Here is a 16842-nt window from a genome sequence, read left to right on the forward strand (position 1 = left end):
CCCTGAGTTCTGCCCCCGTTTGACACCTCCTGATGCCCTGATGTGGAGTCCGCCGCAATGCCCGAGTCCGGCACGCCCTCGCTGTCGCCCGAGTCTCAACCATCCTGGCCGCCACCTGGCGGTAGTTGTCCCCCACCGGCCTACCCGTACCCGTATCCGGCGCCCGGGCAGTACCCCGGTTACCCGCCGGCCGGCCTGACCAACGCACCCCGCAACGGTGCCGGCATCGCAGCCCTGGTGGTTGCCATCGCCGGCATCGTGACCGCGCTGTCGGTGATCGGCGGGGTGGGACTGGGTCTCGCCGCGGTGGTGCTCGGGTTGATCGGACGCGGCCGGGCCAAACGCGGTGAAGCCGACAACGGCAGCGTCGCGCTCGCCGGCATTGTTCTGGGTGCCCTGGCGGTGGTCGCCGGAATCGGCTGCATCTTCGTCTACGTCGGTATCTGGCGGACGGCAGGCGCCGGTGACTATGTGGAATGCATGACCAAGGCGGGTTCGGACGCCGGTGCGCAGCAGCAGTGCACCGACCGGTTCCGTGAGCACTTCGAGAACACCTTCGGCAGTGGCGCCGACGCCCCCATGGTGCAGGAGGAATCGGACTCGGCGCTGATGCCGGCCTAGCGCTTGACGCTCGGGAAGTACTTCAGCACGCCTTCCTGCGTGACGGTGGCGATCACCTGGCCGGATCGGTCGAAGAAGTGTCCGGTGCCCAACCCGCGGGAGTCCGCAGCCACCGGTGACGACGTTGCATACAGCACCCAGTCGTCGAACCGTACCGGCCGGTGAAACCACAACGTGTGGTTGGCGCTGGCCGCGAAGATCCGGTCGAATCCCCACGACAGCCCATGCTTGGTGATGATGGAATCCAGCACAGTGGTGTCCGACGAATAGACCATCATCGCGGTATGCAGCACCGGGTCCTCGGGCAACGCCCCGTCGGCCTTGAGCCAGACCCGGTTGTGGTCCAGGCTTCCGCCCTTGTCGCGCATGATCCAGGCGGGGTCGTTGGTGTAGCGCCACTCGATCGGGTGCGGCGCCTTGACGAAGCCGGGGACGACGTCCTCGTAGCCGTTGAGACGTTCCCGCAGCCCGGGCAATGTCTCCGGTTCGGCGACGGTGGGCGCTTCGACGCTGTGCTCGATGCCGCTGCCACCCAACAGGTAGGAGACCATCGCGGTGGCGATCAGGGTGTCGCCCTGAAACGCGTCGACCCGGCGGTTGGCGAACCGGCGTTCGTCGCGCAACCGGTGCACCCGGAATTCGATGTCGCGGGCAGGGTCGCCACCGTTGATGAAGTGGACCGACAGCGCACCGGGCGGAAGGTGCTCGGCCACCGTCCGGCTCGCCGCAACCAGCGACTGTGCCATCAGCTGTCCCCCGAAGGTGCGCAACGGCGTCTTACTGGGGTGCGATCCGACGAATACGTCGTCGTCAGTGACCTTGAGGTCCAGTACGGCCAGCAGCTCCTCGAGATCCGTATTCGGCTCGACCGGCACTAGACGTCGTCCTCACCGATCCGATGCACGTGGATCATGTTGGTCGAGCCCTCGGTTCCCGGCGGGGCGCCCGCGACGATGACCACCAGATCACCGCGCTGGTAGCGACCCAGCCCGAGCATCGCCTTGTCCACCTGGCGGATCATTCCGTCGGTCGAGTTCTCCTGCGGGACGATGAATGTCTCGGTACCCCAGGTCATCGCCAACTGGCTGCGGATCTTGGGCAGCGCGGTGAAGGCCAGCAATGGCAGCGGAGTGTGCAGCCGGGCCAGCCGACGCACGGTGTCACCGGACTGGGTGAAGGCCACCAACGCCTTGGCGTCGAGGCGTTCACCGATCTCACGTGCCGCGAACGAGATCACTCCCCGCTTGGTGCGCGGCACGTGCGTCAACGGCGGTGCCGCAGTGGAGTTCTGCTCGACGGCGCAGATGATCCGGCTCATGGTCCGCACCGCCTCCAAGGCGTACTTGCCGACCGCGGTCTCCCCCGACAGCATCACCGCGTCGGTGCCGTCGAGCACCGCGTTGGCGACGTCGGACGCCTCCGCCCGGGTGGGCCGGAAGTTGTCGATCATCGACTCCAACATCTGAGTCGCGACGATCACCGGACGGGCGTTCTCCCGCGCGACCTGGATGGCGCGCTTCTGCACCAGGGGCACCTCTTCGAGGGCCAGCTCCACGCCCAGGTCGCCGCGGGCCACCATCACCGCGTCGAAGGCCAGCACCACGGCTTCGAGGTTCTCGATGGCCTCCGGCTTCTCAAGCTTGGCGATCACCGGAACCCGGCGGCCGACCCGATCCATCACCTCGTGCACCAGCTCGACATCCGACGGCGAGCGCACGAACGACAGCGCCACCATGTCCACACCGAGCTTCAGGGCGAACTCGAGGTCTTCGATGTCCTTTTCCGACAATGCCGGAGCGGAGACCTTCATGCCCGGCAGCGACATGCCCTTGTTGTTGCTGACCGGCCCACCCTCGGTGACCTCGCACACCACGTCGTCACCGTCGATGTGTTCCACCACCAGCCCGACCTTGCCGTCGTCGATCAGCACACGGTCGCCCGGCGCCGCGTCGGCGGCGAGCTGCTTGTAGGTGGTGGACACCCGGTCGTGGCTGCCGGCGCAGTCCTCCACGGTGATCCGCACCGTCTCACCGTTCGCCCAGTACGTGGGGCCGTCGGCGAAACGTCCCAACCGGATCTTGGGCCCCTGCAGATCGGCGAGCACCCCGACCGCCCGGCCGGTCTCGTCCGAGGCGGCGCGCACCCATTCGTAGGAGGCCTGGTGGTCCTTGTGGTCACCGTGGCTGAAGTTCAGGCGGGCCACGTCCATGCCCGCTTCGACCAACGCCCGGACCATCTCCGCGGAGTGGCTTGCCGGGCCGAGAGTACAGACGATCTTGCCGCGTCTATTCACGGCGCAAGCATAGTCGGGCCGCCTGAGCCGTCCTCCTCAGGAACGGTTGGCGCCAACGGAAACCGAGTGGCACGCAGCCGAAACGGGACGATCAGATGCCGTCGCGCAGTGGTCGGCCCTGCGTGTCGTGCACCCGTCCGCCCAGCAGCAGAATCGCATCGATGACTCCCCAGATGACCGGTACGGCGACGCCGATCCCCCATGTCACGGCGGTGATGAACAGGCCGAACAGCAACTGCGTGATCCCCAACCGAAATTGGCCGAGGTAGATGCGGCCGAACCCGAGGAACCCGAACAGGCCGAGCAGCTGCAGCAGAGCTGCGATGACTTTCGACTTCTCCGAGTAGGGCTGCCCGGTAGCCGGATGGCGGCCGTGAGGCGCCGACATGTCCGGGTAAGGGGGCGGATAGCCCGACGGTTGCTCGTAGGGCCCCCAGTTGCCCTGCTGCCCTGCCGGAGGCCACTGCGGATCGGTCATGCCTGCAGCATGCCAGAAATGTCGCCGGCGCCGTCGGGGCTGCTATTCGCGCAGGTCAGGGTCGTCGGTTTCGTCCGAATCGGGGTCGGAGCCATCGTCGGCGCCCGTCGGTCTCCTCGGGGTCGTCTTCGGAGTCTTCGACTCCTTCGGGCTCCTCGGGCTCGGCGGGCTCCGCGGGTTCTGTGGTGTCGTCGGAGTCCGAGTCGGCGTCCTCTTCCGGCTCCGCTTCTGGCTCCGTGCTGTCCTCGCCGGCCGGCTCGAGCTCAGCATCTTCGGCGGTTTCCGCCTCGTCGGCCTCAGCTTCCGGTTCGGGCTCTTCGACCTTCTCGAGCTCTTCTACCGCGGCGGGCTCTTCTGCCGTCTCTTGGTCCTCAATGCCCTCGGCCTGCTCATCAGACTCCGACTCGGGCTCTTCGGCCTCGTCTGTGTCCTTATCGGCCTGGTCGCCCTCGACGGCCTCGTCGGCTTCGACCGTGTCGTCGACGGCCTCGACAACCTCCTCGAGCTCAGACTCCGGTTCGGTCTCGTCGGCTTCCCCGGATTCTCCGGACTCCGGTTCGGTCGCCTCGGATTCCTCGGCCTCCGGGGCTTCCTCGGCGCTGTCGGTAGCCTCAGCCTCTTCTTCCGACTCGTCCGACTCGTCCGACCCGTCCGAGTCGTCTGACTCATCCTCGCCGCTAAGCCTTTTCGGCACCCGAACCACCGAGCCGACACCGTTGGCGACACCGGCGGCCACCAACTCCTTCTCGTCCTGCGCTTCCAGCTCTTCTCCGGGCTCCAGCTCCGCTTCCGCTGCAGCCTCCTGCTCGTCTGATTCGTCGGGTTGCCAGGCGCGACGGATGGCTTCTGGATCCTCGCGGCCCTTGGTCGCGAGCAGGATGTAAACGACCGCGCCGATGAACACGAACGTGGAGGTGAACGAGTTGACCCGGATTCCGGCGATATGAGTGGCCGCGTCGTCGCGGAGCAGTTCGATGCCGAAACGGCCGATGCAATAGCCGGCGACATAGAGCGCGAACAGCCGGCCATGCCCCATGCGGAACCGGCGGTCGGCGTAGATCAAGACGACGAATACCACCAGGTTCCACAGCAGTTCGTACAAGAACGTCGGCTGGACGATCTTGTACAGCTCGCCGGTCGACACGCCGTCGAGCAGGTGCGGATCGCGCACCCCGGCGGCGTCTTCGCGCCAGAAGATCTCCAGACCCCACGGCAGCGTCGTCTCCCGGCCGTAGAGCTCCTGGTTGAAGTAGTTTCCGATCCGCCCGATCGCCTGCGCCAACACGATGCCGGGCGCCACGGCGTCACCGAAGGCGGGCAACGAGATCCCCCGGCGACGGCAGCCGATCCACGCACCGACCCCACCGAGTGCCACCGCACCCCAGATCCCCAGACCGCCGTCCCAGATCCGCGGAGTCGCCTCCCACCCGACGCCGCCCTCGCCGAAGTAGGTCCGCCAGTCCGTCATCAGGTGATACAGCCGCCCACCGATCAGACCGAACGGCACCGCCCATAGCGCGATGTCGTAGATGACACCCGGTTCACCGCCGCGGGCGCGCCACCGGCGATCGCCGATCAGCAGGGCGACGACGATCCCGATGATGATGCACAGCGCGTAGGCCCGGATCGGGACCAGTCCCAGATGCCAGACACCACGCGCCGGGCTGGGAAAGTACGTGAGCCAATTCAAAGTCATCGCTGTGAAATCCTTTGACGGACACCGGAAACAAGTTCTTCGGTCAAGGACCGCAGCCCGGTCAGGCCATCGGTGAGGGCGGTGACCAGTGCCGAGCCGACGATGACACCGTCGGTGTAGGCGCCGATCTCGGCGGCCTGCGCGCCCGACCGCACCCCCAGACCGACGCCGACGGGAATGTCGGAGACCTCGCGCACCCTGCGCACCAGTTGCGGTGCCGCGTTCGACACCGTGTTGCGGGCGCCGGTGACCCCCATCGTGGACGCGGCGTAGACGAATCCGCGGGTGGCTTTCACGGTCTCGGCCAGTCGCTGCGGCGTCGATGACGGTGCGACCAGGAAGATCCGGTCCAGCGCATGCTGTTCGGACGCTGCCATCCAGTCGTCGGCTTCGTCGACGATCAGGTCCGGGGTGATCAGCCCGAGTCCGCCGGCCGCCGCCAGGTCGCGGGCGAACGCGTCGACGCCGTAGCGCAGCACCGGATTCCAGTAGGTCATCACCACCGCCCGGCCGCCGGCGCCGGCGATCGCCTCGACGGCGGTCAGAGTGTCGCGAACCCGCACACCGCCCTGCAGGGCGGTCTCGGTGGCGCGTGCGATGGTCGGGCCGTCCATTCCCGGATCGGAATACGGGACACCGACTTCGATGAGGTCACAACCGGATTCGACCAGGGCGGTCATCGCGGCGATGGACCCCGGCACATCCGGGTATCCGGTCGGCAGGTAGCCGATCAGCGCGGCGCGGTCTTCGGCCCGGCACGCGGTGAACATCGGGGCCAGCCGGTCGCCGGCGTGGTCGCTCATGCCGGACCGCCCTCGTCGAGCAGACCGAACCACTTGGCCGCGGTCTCGACGTCCTTGTCGCCCCGACCGGACACGTTGACCACGATCACCTTGCCCGGCCCCAACTCGCCGGCCAGCTTGAGTGCTCCCGCCACCGCGTGCGCCGATTCGATCGCCGGAATGATTCCCTCAGTGCGGCAGAGGATTCCGAACGCATCCATCGCCTCGGTGTCGGTGATCGGCCGGTATTCGGCTCGGCCGGTCTCCCGCAGCCAGGCGTGCTCGGGACCCACGCCCGGATAATCCAGCCCGGCCGAGATCGAGTGCGATTCGATGGTCTGGCCGTCGTCGTCCTGCAGCAGGTAGGAGAACGACCCCTGGAACGCACCCGGCGACCCGCCGGCGAACGTCGCGGCATGCCGGCCGGTGTCCACGCCGTCGCCGGCGGCTTCGAAGCCGACCAACCGGACCGCGGGATCGTCGAGAAACGCGTGGAAGATTCCGATCGCATTCGACCCGCCGCCCACGCACGCCACCACGGCGTCGGGCAGTCGGCCGGCCATCTGCTGAATCTGAACCCGGGTCTCCAACCCGACGATCCGCTGGAAGTCCCGCACCATGGTCGGGAACGGGTGGGGCCCGGCCGCGGTGCCGAAGCAGTAGTAGGTGCGGTCGGCGTTGGTGACCCAGTCCCGGAACGCCTCGTTGATGGCGTCCTTGAGGGTCTGCGAACCCGACTCGACCGAGACCACCTCGGCGCCCAGCAGCCGCATCCGGGCCACATTGAGCGCCTGGCGCCGGGTGTCGACGGCACCCATGTAGATCACGCACTCCAGGCCCAGCAGGGCGCAGGCCGTCGCGGTGGCAACCCCGTGCTGGCCGGCGCCGGTCTCGGCGATCACCCGGGTCTTGCCCATGTGACGGGCCAGCAGGGCCTGGCCGAGCACATTGTTGATCTTGTGCGAGCCGGTGTGGTTGAGATCCTCCCGCTTCAGGAAGATGCGTGCCCCGCCGGCGTGCGCCGACAGTCGCTCGGCCTCATACAGCGGTGACGGCCGGCCGGTGTAGTGGGTCTGCAGATCGTCGAGGGTGTCCAGGAACTCCCGGTCGTTGCGCACCTTGTCATAGGCGGCGGTGACCTCTTCGATGACCGCCATCAGCGCCTCGGCGACGTAGCGGCCCCCGTAAGCGCCGAAATGCCCACGGGCGTCGGGGTCGTGACGGGTCGGTTCGGACACTCCGGCGCTGGCGCGCGGAAGATTCAGGTGCGGGGTGTCTGACATTTAGCGAGCCGACTTCGGGCAGGACGGATGCTTACCCGCACTGACCAAATCGGCAACGGCCGCCCGCGGGTCCCCACTGGTGACCAACCCCTCGCCCACCAGGACGGCGTCCGCACCGGCGCCGGCGTAGGCCAGCAGGTCCGCAGTGCCGCGAACCCCGGATTCGGCGATCTTGACCACCTCGGTCGGCAGCCCCGGCGCGATCCGCGCGAAGCAGTCGCGGTCGACCTCCAGCGTGGTCAGGTCGCGCGCGTTGACCCCGATCACCTTCGCGCCGGCCGTCAGGGCCCGGTCAGCCTCTTCCTCGGTGTGCACCTCGACCAGGGCGGTCATCCCGAGTGACTCGGTGCGGTCCAGCATGGAGACCAGGGCCTGCTGTTCGAGCGCCGCGACGATCAGCAACAGCATGTCCGCGCCGTGGGCGCGGGCTTCGTGAATCTGGTACGGCCGCACGATGAAATCCTTGCGCAGCACCGGGATGGACACCGCGGCCCGAACTTCATCCAAGTCGGCCAGCGAGCCGTTGAACCGGCGCTGTTCGGTCAGCACGCTGATGGCGCGGGCCCCGCCGTCGGCGTAGGAGCTGGCCAGCTCCGCCGGGTCGGCGATGGGGGCCAGTTGTCCCTTCGAGGGGCTGGCGCGCTTGACCTCTGCGATGACCGCGATGCCGGGCTCGCGCAGCGCCGCCATGACGTCTCGCGGCGGGGGCATGGCCTCGGCTGCCGCCTTGACTTCCGCCAGCGGGACGACGGCCTCTCGGGCGGCAAGGTCGGCGCAGACTCCCTCGATGATGGAGTCGAGAACGGATGCCGAACTCATGCCTGCCGCTTCCTCTCCCGCGTCCAGTGGACCTTCGTCGAAAACCTTCATCGAAGGGTAACGACCCGCGCCATCCTCGGTGTCACCGGCCCGTCAAGAACCCCTGCCGTCCGGGCCGGAGGCCTCATCGCCCGGATCACCGGTGGGGTCACGACCCTCGTCGAGCGCATCCCACATCATTCGTTCCGACATCTCCGGGGCATCCGGACCTGTGCCCACCGCGGTCTCGCTGTCGCGGGCCGCCGAGCGGCGCACCGCGGGGGCCGCGTATTTGGTGACGCTGCCGGCGTTGTGTGCGGCGGCGCGCATCAACAGCACCGCCGCGGCCAGGACACACACCGCGGCAACCAGGCTCAGGGTCGCGCCGGTGTATCGGCGATCGGTAGCGAATTGGGAGGTCAGCGGAATCTCGGCGATGTCCAGCGCCCGGACCGCGACGTCGCGGGCCACCCACATGCTGATGGCGAGATAGCCGCCGGCCAGGCTCACCGCAGCCAGCACCACCGCCAGCACCCGAAGCTGCCAGCCGTGCACCGCCATCGCCGCGACCGCGGCAGCCAGACACAGCAATGCCAGTGGCAGCAGCGCCGTCGACCAGGACGCGCCGGTGACGATGACCTGTTTGGGCTGGCCCAGCCCGTCGAACGACCGGACGAGAACCCACGGCAGCCGCGATGCTCCCCACAGCCCGGCTGCGGCTACCACCAGCAGCAGTTGCGCCGCCCGCAGCGCGCGGGCGCCGCCGCGGTCGCGGCTGTCAGCCATCGGCCCCGGGCGCCGACAGCGTTGCGGCGGCTGCGATCGCGGCCAGCACGGCCCGGGCCTTGTTCGAGGCTTCGGTGTATTCGTAGGGGCCGTTGGAGTCGGCCACCACGCCCCCACCGGCCTGTACGTAGGCGGTGCCATTGCGCAGCAGGGCGGTGCGGATCGCGATCGCGAAGTCTGCGTTGCCGGCGAAGTCCAGGTAGCCGACGACGCCGCCGTAGAGGCCGCGCCGGGTCTTCTCGACCTCTTCGATCAGTTCCATCGCGCGCACTTTGGGCGCCCCGGACAGCGTGCCCGCGGGGAAACACGCGGTCACCGCGTCCAGCGCCGTCCGGTCCTCGGCGAGTTCTCCGCTGACCGTGGACACCAGATGCATGACGTGGCTGTAGCGCTCGATGTGGCTGTAGTCGGAGACCCGCACGGTGCCCGGAACACAGACCCGGCCCAAGTCGTTGCGGCCGAGGTCGACCAGCATCAGATGCTCGGCGCGTTCCTTGTCGTCATGCAGCAGGTCCTTCTCCAGCAGCTGGTCTTCCTCCTCGGTCGCACCGCGCCACCGCGTTCCGGCGATCGGGTGGGTGGTCGCGCGGCCGTCCTGGACCGTCACCAGCGCCTCGGGGCTGGAACCCACGATCGAAAACGCCAGTCCCCCAGCACTATCGGGCACCTGAAGCAGATACATATACGGGCTCGGATTGGACACCCGCAGCATCCGGTAGACGTCGATGGGGTCCACGTCGGTGTCCATCTCAAACCGCTGGGACGGAACGACCTGGAACGCCTCACCGGCTTCGATCTCCCCGACCAGTCGCTCGACGATCACCCCGTACTCTTCGGGGGTGCGCTGGCGCCGATACACCGGCTCGGGACGGTCGAAGGTGGCGACGCTGGATTCCAGCGGTTGACTCAGCGCCGCGGTCATCACGTCGAGCCGGGCGATCGCATCGTCGTAGGCCTCGTCGACGCGCTCGTCGGTGCCATTCCAGTTGACCGCGTTGGCGATCAAGGTGATGGTGCCCTCGTGGTGGTCGACGGCGGCCATGTCGGTGGCCAATAACAGCAGCATGTCGGGCAGCTGCAAGTCGTCGACGGCCAACTCGGGCAGGCGCTCCAGACGGCGCACCATGTCGTAGGCGAAGAATCCCACCAGCCCGCTGGACAGCGGCGGCAGCCCGGGAATGGCGGCCGTCTCCAACAGCGCCAGCGTTTCGCGCAGGGCCTGCAGCGGGTCCCCGCCGGTGGGTGCGCCCTGCGGCGCGGCGCCCAGCCACACCGCTTCGCCGTCGCGCACCGTCAGCGCCGAGGTCGTGCTCGCGCCGATGAACGACCATCGCGACCAGGACCGACCGTTTTCGGCCGACTCCAACAGGAAGGTGCCGGGACGGTTGGCGGCCAGCTTGCGGTACGCCGACAGCGGGGTCTCGGCGTCGGCCAGCACCTTGCGGGTCACCGGGACCACGCGGTGTTCGGCCGCCAGCGCGCGAAAGTCCTCCCGCGATGCGGTGCCGGCCTGGGAAAAGCTAGCGGTGTGCACGCGCCCATCTTCCCAGACCAGACTTGAGGGCAGCGGGTCGCGCACCCGGAGTAGCGTGGCCGGCATGAAAACCGGTGACACCGTGGCCGACTTCGAGCTCCCCGACCAGACCGGGGCGCCGCGCAAACTCAGCGAACTGCTGGCCGACGGGCCGGTGGTGTTGTTCTTCTATCCGGCGGCCATGACGCCCGGATGCACCAAGGAAGCCTGCCACTTCCGAGACCTGGCCGGCGAGTTCGCCGCGGTCGGGGCCAACCGGGTGGGTATCAGCGCCGACGCGGTGGCCAAGCAGGCCAAGTTCGCCGACCAACAGGGTTTCGACTACCCGCTGCTGTCCGACACCGACGGCACGGTGGCCACCCAGTTCGGCGTGAAGCGCGGCCTGCTGGGCAAGCTGATGCCGGTGAAGCGGACCACGTTCGTCATAGACACCGACCGCACCGTGCTGGATGTCATCGCCAGCGAATTCTCCATGGACGCCCACGCCGACAAGGCACTGGAGGTGCTGAAGGCTCGCCGGCCGGCCTAGTTTCAGGCGTCGTCGGCGTCGTCCCGGTCGGTTTCCGGTGGAGCGTCATCGGACAGGTCGGGCGACCGGTACTCGCCCACCGCGGTATCGATCCAGTTCCTGATCTCGCTGAGGTGGGTGACGATCCCGGTGCGTTCCCGCTTCAGCAGCTCCACTTCGGCCTGAGTGCGCTCGGTGAGCACCTTGGCTTCGCGTTTGGTGCTGGAGATCAGCGCGGAGGCCTCCAACCGGGCTTCCTTGTCGAGTTTGGCGATGTTGGCCTCGGCCTGCTCCCATGCCGCCTTCATCTTCTGGTCCAGCCGGTGCTGCGCCTCCCGGCGGTTGCGCTCGTCTTCGTCCCAGGCCAGCTTGATCTGCTCGTCCAGAGCTTCCTGCGCCGCCCGGCGGTTGCGCTCGTCCTCCTCGGCCAAACGCTGGTAGACCTCACGACGGCTGCGCTCGGCGTCTTCGATCTCCTGCGCGATCCGGCTGCGCTCTTCGTGCGCGACCCGCAGGATCTCCTCGGCCTCTTGAGTCGCGGCGTCGAGGATCTTGGCCCGGCGCGCGTTGGTGGATGCCTGGAACTCGGCCAGCGCCTCACTGGCGGCGGCCCGGTCGTGCCTGGCGGCCTCCAGCTGCTCGCTCAGTTCGCTGGTCAGCGCCTCGGCGTCCTGGCGGGCCAGCTCCTTGGTGCGCCGTGCTTCCTCGGAGGCGATCCGCATCATCCGCGCGATGCGATCCGACATGCCTTCCACCGAATCGACCGGACCGGTGACCTGCTCGAACTGGGATTGGAGTTGGGCCAGTTCTGCAGTGAGACGTTGCCGCTCGGACTCGGCTTCGGCAGTCATCCGCACCACGTCGTTCTGCAGGCGGGTGACCTCAGCGGTGAGTTGTTCGCGGTCGAATCGAGTTTGCGACTTGGCCGCTTCGAGGGATTTGTTGTGTTCCTGCAGGGTGCTTATTTCGCGATGGAGGCGAGCGATGTAGTCGGAGACCTCATTGCGATCGAAACCCCGCATCTGCGTTTCGAATTCCGGAATCTCTAGCGCCACCGGCTTACTCCTAAGTGCCCGACAGGTTCGGTGTTCGGTTCGGCAGGCAATCAGTGTTCAACCGAGTTGGCTTGTGCGCGAAGCCAAATGGGCATGATCACTCAAGCTACCGTGCGACGGAGCGTACCAGACCTGACGAGCGCATGTCACCGTTCCCATGGTGGGCGAATGTCCGCCTGCGCCTGGACAGTTTTCGCGAAACCAGGACTCATTTTCCGGCGGACGGGATGTTGCCGACGGCGGTGTCGATCCAATTCCTGATCGCATTGAGGTGCGTGAGAATTCCGGCACGCTCCCGTGCCAGCAGGTCCACCGTGGACTGAGCGCGTTCGCTGAGTGCGCTCGCCTCACGCTGGGCGGTCGCGATCAGGGTTGACGCCTCCAGGCGCGCTTCGGTGTCGAGTGTGGCGATGTTGGCCTCGGCCTGCTCCCATGCCTCTTTCATCTGCCGGTCCAGCCGCCGTTGCGCCTCCCGGCGGTTGCGCTCGTCTTCGTCCCAGGCCAGCTTGATCTGCTCGTCCAGAGCTTCCTGCGCCTCCCGGCGGTTGCGCTCGTGCTCCTCGGCCAGACGCTGGTAAACCTCGCGGCGGCTACATTCGGCGTCTTCGATCTGCCGGGCGATCCGGCTGCGCTCTTCGTGCGCGGACCGCAGGATCTCGTCGGCTTCCGCGGTCGCGACGTCGAGGATCTTCGCGCGACGCGCGTTGGCGGAGGCCTGCAACTCGGCCAGCACTTCACCGGCGGCAACCCGGTCGTGCCTGGCCGCCTCCAGCTGCTCCCGCAGATCGCCGGTCAGGGCCTCGGCCTCCTGGCGGGCCAATTCCTTGGTGCGCTTGGCCTCCTCGGAGGCGATCCGCATCATCCGCGCGACGCGATCCGACATGCCCTCCGCCGAGTCCACCGGACCGGAGACCTGCTCGAACTGGGATCGCAGCCGCATCAGTTCAGCGGTGAGCTCCTGGCGTTGGGAATCGGCATCGGCGGTCATCCGCACGAGATCGTTCTGCAGCCGCGCCACCTCAGCGGTCAGTCGGTCGCGCTCAAAACGTGCCTGAGCCTTCACCGCATCGAGCGATTTGGCGTGTTCCTGAAGAATTTCGATCTCATGATGCAGGCGCGCAATATAATCAGATACCGCAATTCGATCGAAACCCCGCATCTGCGTTTCGAATTCCGGAATTCGTAGCACCACCAGCTGAACTCCTCGACCGAGTTAAATTGTGAATGAGGGCATCTCGGTCAGCGCGATCGAGCCGCCGTGCGACGTAGCGTAGCAGACCCTCGTGGCCCTGTCACCGACGAATTCACGGCGAATTCCGGGGGCCAGACAATGGAGTCAGCGCGGGCGGTTCTCGCGAAACCAGGGCTCTCTGGTCGGTGGAAGAGATTGGCGACTAACTTGAGTCGGGCGATTAACTTGAGTCGTCGAACGCTCTATCTGGTCGACAATTTTCGCCCGCACATCCATCAGTTCGGTCAAGCGCCGCTGCGCCTCCACCACGTGGGCATTGATCGCCTGGTTCATTTCGGTCAGGATCGCCGAGGCGTGACTCTCCGCTTCCCGCATGATCTCGGCGGCGCTCATGACAGCCTGTCGCCGCAGGTGCGCGGCCTGTGCCCGCAGCTGTTTGTGCTGGGTTTCCAACTCGGCCCGCAGCTCAGCCGCCTCTCGGCGTTGCGCCTCGGCATCGTCAAGAATCGCGGCGGCCTCGTCCTCGGCAGCGCGGCGCAAACCGTCGGCGAAGCGCTGGGCCTCCGCGCGAATATCGTCGGCCTCGGCTACCGCGCCGTTGAGAATTCCGGACAGCCGTTCACTTAGATCGACGATGTCTCCAGGAATGGCGGACGCCAACTCATTGAAACGCGCAGACGCCGACTCCAGGTTCGCCTGCGATTCGCTCAACTGGTTTGTCAGCGCGATGATCCGCGAACCATCCCGTGGCATACGCGCCTCGATGTCGCTGACCGTGCCCTTGGCGTAGTGGGCGTCGATCTGTAGAGAAACCCGCTCCACCTCGTAGCTCGCCGAACTGTGCGTGTGGTCCAACGGGTACGAGTCGTCCTTTTCGTCGGAAGTCACAGTCGGCCAGCATACCGCTCGGCCACCTTCGGCGGTTTAGCGAAGCTCGACGAAGGAGAGGTGAAGCTGGAACCGCCGCACGAACCCGGCGAATCAATCTGCGGGAGGCAGTAACACGTCGGCGTCGAAGCAGCTGTGGTCGCCGGTATGACACGCGCCGCCGGTCTGATCGACCTCCAGCAGCACCGTGTCACCGTCACAGTCCAGCCGTACCGAATGCACGTACTGGGTGTGGCCGGAAGTGGCGCCCTTGACCCACTGCTCGTTTCGGGATCGCGAAAAGTACGTTGCCTCACGGGTTGCCAACGTGCGCGCCAACGCAGCGTCATCCATCCAGGCGACCATCAACACGTCGCCGCTGCCCCGCTGCTGTGCCACCGCGGCGATCAGGCCCTCGGCATTGCGCTTGAGCCGGGCCGCGATCGCCGGATCGAGGATCATCGCACTCATCTCACTGTGATCCCTTCAGCGGCCATCGCCGCTTTGACCTGGCCGATGGTCAGCTCCCCGAAGTGAAACACGCTGGCCGCCAGCACTGCGTCCGCACCTGCCCCGACCGCCGGGGCGAAATGCTCTGCCGCACCTGCTCCCCCGCTGGCGATCACCGGCACGCTCACCGCCGCTCGCACCGCACGCAGCATCGGCAGATCGAATCCTGCCTTGGTGCCATCAGCGTCCATCGAGTTCAGCAGGATCTCCCCGACCCCGAGTTCCACACCGCGGACCGCCCATTCGATCGCGTCGATACCGGTGCCCTGCCGCCCACCGTGGGTGGTGACCTCCCAACCCGACGGTGTGGGGGCCGATCCGGCCGGCACGGTGCGGGCGTCGACCGACAGCACAATGCACTGGGAGCCGAACTGGCGAGCCAGCTCGGCCAGCAGCTCCGGGCGGGCGATGGCGGCGGTGTTGACCGACACCTTGTCGGCGCCGGCACGCAGCAGCACGTCGACGTCGGCGACGGTGCGCACCCCACCGCCGACGGTCAGCGGAATGAACACCTGATCGGCGGTGCGAGCGACGACGTCGAGCATGGTGGCCCGGCCCGACGACGACGCCGTGACGTCGAGGAAGGTCAGCTCGTCGGCGCCCTCAGCGTCGTAGGCGGCGGCCAGTTCGACCGGGTCGCCGGCATCGCGCAGGTTGGCGAAGTTGACCCCTTTGACGACGCGGCCGCCGTCGACGTCCAGGCACGGAATGACCCGTACCGCCACGTCACTGTGTTTATGCATCGGTCCCAGCTTCGCCTCTCCTGCGTCGAGCCTCGCTGAACCGCTGTGCTTATGCATCGGTCCCAGCTTCGCCTCTCCTGCGTCGAGCCTCGCTGAACCGCTGTGCTTATGCATCTCAGTAGTCTCCCGGTGCGCCGACTTGCTCGAGGATCTGCAGGATCTGACCGTGCACCCCCGGAGCGGCGACCAGCGCCGAGTCAGACCGGACCGTCCAGTCCGCGCCGGACAGATCGGTGACGACGCCACCAGCGGAACGCACCATGGCGACACCCGCGGCGTGATCCCAGACGTGGTGGCCGAAACTGATTGCACCGCCCAAGGTTCCGTCGGCGACGTAGGCCAGATCTATTCCGGTGGCGCCGTGCATCCGGGGCCGCGAGGTCACCCGGCTCAGGCCTTCCAGCACCGCCAGCCGGTAGCGGCCGGGAAACCGGCCCCGCCACTCGACGTTGAACGTGCCGATGCCCACCAGCGAGTCGGACAGTTCGGCGGGCTGCAGCTGCGGCTGCGCCACCCCGTTGCGGATCAGCGGGCCGCCGGCCACCGCGGTGTAGCGCTGGTCGGCGAACGGCAGCCAGGTCAGTCCCGCGACCGGCTCACCGTCGCGCAGCAGGCCCAGCAGGATGGCGGCCATCGGCGATCCCGCCGCGTAATTGAAGGTCCCGTCGATGGGGTCGAGCACCCACACCAGCGGTGAATCGATGGGTGGCCCGCCGAACTCCTCACCGTGCACCCCGATTCCGGTGGCCTCCACCAGGGCGTCGGTGATCTGCCGTTCCAGGGCCAGGTCAACCTCGGTGGCAAAGTCATTGCCGCCCTTGCGGACCGCGGAATCAGCGCGGTGGCCGGAGACGAACGGCTCGGCGGCGACATCGAGGATCTCCGACGCCGCTGTGATCAGCGCACCCAGATCCGCGGTGTCCAACGCCATTTCGGCCTACCCCTGCACCGTGGACAATGCCTCGGGCAGGGTGAACCGGCCCGCGTAGAGCGCCTTGCCGACAATCGCGCCCTCCACCCCGCGACCGACCAGTGTGGCGATCGCCCGCAGGTCGTCCAGGCTGGACACTCCCCCAGACGCGATCACCGGAGCATCGGTGCGGTCGGCGACCTCACCGAGCAGATCCAGGTTGGGGCCGCCCAGCGTGCCGTCCTTGGTCACGTCGGTGACGACGTATCGTGAACACCCTTCGCGGTCAAGACGTTCCAGTACCGGCCAGAGGTCGCCGCCGTCGGTCTCCCAACCGCGACCCCGCAGCCGGTGGGCGCCGTCAGGGTGGCTGTGGTCAATCTGGACATCCAGTCCGACCGCGACCTTGTCGCCGTGCTCGGCGATCGCTCGCGCGCACCACTGCGGGTTCTCCAATGCGGCCGTCCCCAGGTTCACCCGGGCGCAGCCGGTGGCCAGCGCCGCTGCCAACGACTCGTCGTCGCGGATGCCGCCGGACAGTTCGACCTTGACATCCAGGCGCCCAACCACATCGGCGAGCAGTTCACGGTTCGATCCGCGTCCGAAAGCGGCGTCCAGGTCGACCAGGTGGATCCATTCCGCACCGTCACGCTGCCAACCCAACGCGGCGTCCAGCGCCGAGCCGTACTCGGTCTCGCTGCCGGCCTTGCCCTGCACCAGGCGCACCGCGCGTCCGTCGACCACGTCGACGGCCGGCAACAGAACCAGTGCCTTGTTCACAGAAGT

18 protein-coding genes are annotated in these 16842 nt (G+C 67.5%); 2 read left to right on the top strand and 16 right to left on the bottom strand.

Translation table 11 applies throughout. The features are described from left to right. The first annotated feature begins 57 nt into the window (after nt 1-57). Entirely contained in the window at nt 58-621 is a 564-nt protein-coding gene (locus tag AWC16_RS07780; protein WP_085264177.1) for a DUF4190 domain-containing protein, read from the top strand. Here AWC16_RS07780 and AWC16_RS07785 read toward each other — a convergent pair. The 9 genes from AWC16_RS07785 to AWC16_RS07825 form a co-directional block, all read right to left on the bottom strand. After that, entirely contained in the window at nt 618-1496 is an 879-nt protein-coding gene (locus AWC16_RS07785) for an acyl-CoA thioesterase II (RefSeq protein WP_085264178.1), read from the bottom strand. The genes AWC16_RS07780 and AWC16_RS07785 overlap by 4 nt on opposite strands. Beyond that, nucleotides 1496-2914 carry a pyruvate kinase gene (pyk, locus tag AWC16_RS07790; RefSeq protein WP_085264179.1) on the bottom strand — a complete coding sequence of 473 codons (1419 nt, stop codon included), beginning with the start codon at nt 2912-2914 and terminating at the stop codon, nt 1496-1498. The genes AWC16_RS07785 and pyk overlap by 1 nt, the downstream gene beginning before the upstream one ends. Before the next feature lie 91 nt (nt 2915-3005). Beyond that, on the bottom strand, nt 3006-3392 hold the full coding sequence (locus AWC16_RS07795) for a TM2 domain-containing protein (protein ID WP_085264180.1): 387 nt from the start codon (nt 3390-3392) through the stop codon (nt 3006-3008). A 55-nt stretch (nt 3393-3447) separates the two neighbouring features. After that, nucleotides 3448-5088, bottom strand: a complete 1641-nt coding sequence (lgt, locus tag AWC16_RS07800; protein ID WP_085264181.1) for a prolipoprotein diacylglyceryl transferase — start codon at nt 5086-5088, stop codon at nt 3448-3450. Continuing rightward, on the bottom strand, nt 5085-5891 hold the full coding sequence (trpA, locus tag AWC16_RS07805) for a tryptophan synthase subunit alpha (RefSeq protein WP_085264182.1): 807 nt from the start codon (nt 5889-5891) through the stop codon (nt 5085-5087). Before trpA ends, lgt begins: the two co-directional genes overlap by 4 nt. Beyond that, nucleotides 5888-7153 carry a tryptophan synthase subunit beta gene (gene trpB / locus AWC16_RS07810; protein ID WP_085264183.1) on the bottom strand — a complete coding sequence of 422 codons (1266 nt, stop codon included), beginning with the start codon at nt 7151-7153 and terminating at the stop codon, nt 5888-5890. Before trpB ends, trpA begins: the two co-directional genes overlap by 4 nt. Then, a complete protein-coding gene (gene trpC, locus AWC16_RS07815; RefSeq protein WP_085264256.1) occupies nt 7154-7972 on the bottom strand; it encodes an indole-3-glycerol phosphate synthase TrpC in 819 nt (272 codons plus the stop codon). It lies immediately after the preceding gene. Between the two features lie 93 nt (nt 7973-8065). Continuing rightward, a complete protein-coding gene (locus AWC16_RS07820) occupies nt 8066-8737 on the bottom strand; it encodes a TIGR02234 family membrane protein (RefSeq protein ID WP_085264184.1) in 672 nt (223 codons plus the stop codon). Continuing rightward, entirely contained in the window at nt 8730-10271 is a 1542-nt protein-coding gene (locus AWC16_RS07825; protein ID WP_409370661.1) for an anthranilate synthase component I, read from the bottom strand. Before AWC16_RS07825 ends, AWC16_RS07820 begins: the two co-directional genes overlap by 8 nt. A 64-nt stretch (nt 10272-10335) precedes the next feature. On the opposite strand from AWC16_RS07825, the gene AWC16_RS07830 reads away from it, so the two are divergent. Continuing rightward, a complete protein-coding gene (locus tag AWC16_RS07830; protein ID WP_085264258.1) occupies nt 10336-10800 on the top strand; it encodes a peroxiredoxin in 465 nt (154 codons plus the stop codon). Nucleotides 10801-10802: 2 nt separating this feature from the next. Here the strand turns inward: AWC16_RS07830 and AWC16_RS07835 are convergent, their stop codons facing one another. The 7 genes from AWC16_RS07835 to priA all read right to left on the bottom strand — a co-directional run bounded on the left by AWC16_RS07835 (nt 10803) and on the right by priA (nt 16836). Next, nucleotides 10803-11834 carry a coiled-coil domain-containing protein gene (locus AWC16_RS07835; RefSeq protein ID WP_085264185.1) on the bottom strand — a complete coding sequence of 344 codons (1032 nt, stop codon included), beginning with the start codon at nt 11832-11834 and terminating at the stop codon, nt 10803-10805. Nucleotides 11835-12042: 208 nt separating this feature from the next. Continuing rightward, entirely contained in the window at nt 12043-13026 is a 984-nt protein-coding gene (locus AWC16_RS07840; RefSeq protein ID WP_085264186.1) for a coiled-coil domain-containing protein, read from the bottom strand. Nucleotides 13027-13170: 144 nt separating this feature from the next. Continuing rightward, a complete protein-coding gene (locus AWC16_RS07845; RefSeq protein WP_085264187.1) occupies nt 13171-13914 on the bottom strand; it encodes an ATP synthase subunit B family protein in 744 nt (247 codons plus the stop codon). A gap of 93 nt (nt 13915-14007) precedes the next feature. Beyond that, nucleotides 14008-14355: a phosphoribosyl-AMP cyclohydrolase gene (hisI, locus tag AWC16_RS07850; protein WP_085264259.1), complete on the bottom strand. Its 348-nt coding sequence runs from the start codon at nt 14353-14355 to the stop codon at nt 14008-14010. Between the two features lie 5 nt (nt 14356-14360). After that, a complete protein-coding gene (hisF, locus tag AWC16_RS07855) occupies nt 14361-15146 on the bottom strand; it encodes an imidazole glycerol phosphate synthase subunit HisF (protein ID WP_085264188.1) in 786 nt (261 codons plus the stop codon). Between the two features lie 115 nt (nt 15147-15261). Beyond that, on the bottom strand, nt 15262-16077 hold the full coding sequence (locus tag AWC16_RS07860; RefSeq protein ID WP_085264189.1) for an inositol monophosphatase family protein: 816 nt from the start codon (nt 16075-16077) through the stop codon (nt 15262-15264). Between the two features lie 6 nt (nt 16078-16083). Further along, nucleotides 16084-16836: a bifunctional 1-(5-phosphoribosyl)-5-((5-phosphoribosylamino)methylideneamino)imidazole-4-carboxamide isomerase/phosphoribosylanthranilate isomerase PriA gene (priA, locus tag AWC16_RS07865; protein WP_085264190.1), complete on the bottom strand. Its 753-nt coding sequence runs from the start codon at nt 16834-16836 to the stop codon at nt 16084-16086. Between the last annotated feature and the right edge of the window lie 6 nt (nt 16837-16842).

The organism is Mycolicibacter longobardus (assembly GCF_002102265.1).
Taxonomy (GTDB): Bacteria; Actinomycetota; Actinomycetes; order Mycobacteriales; family Mycobacteriaceae; genus Mycobacterium; species Mycobacterium longobardum.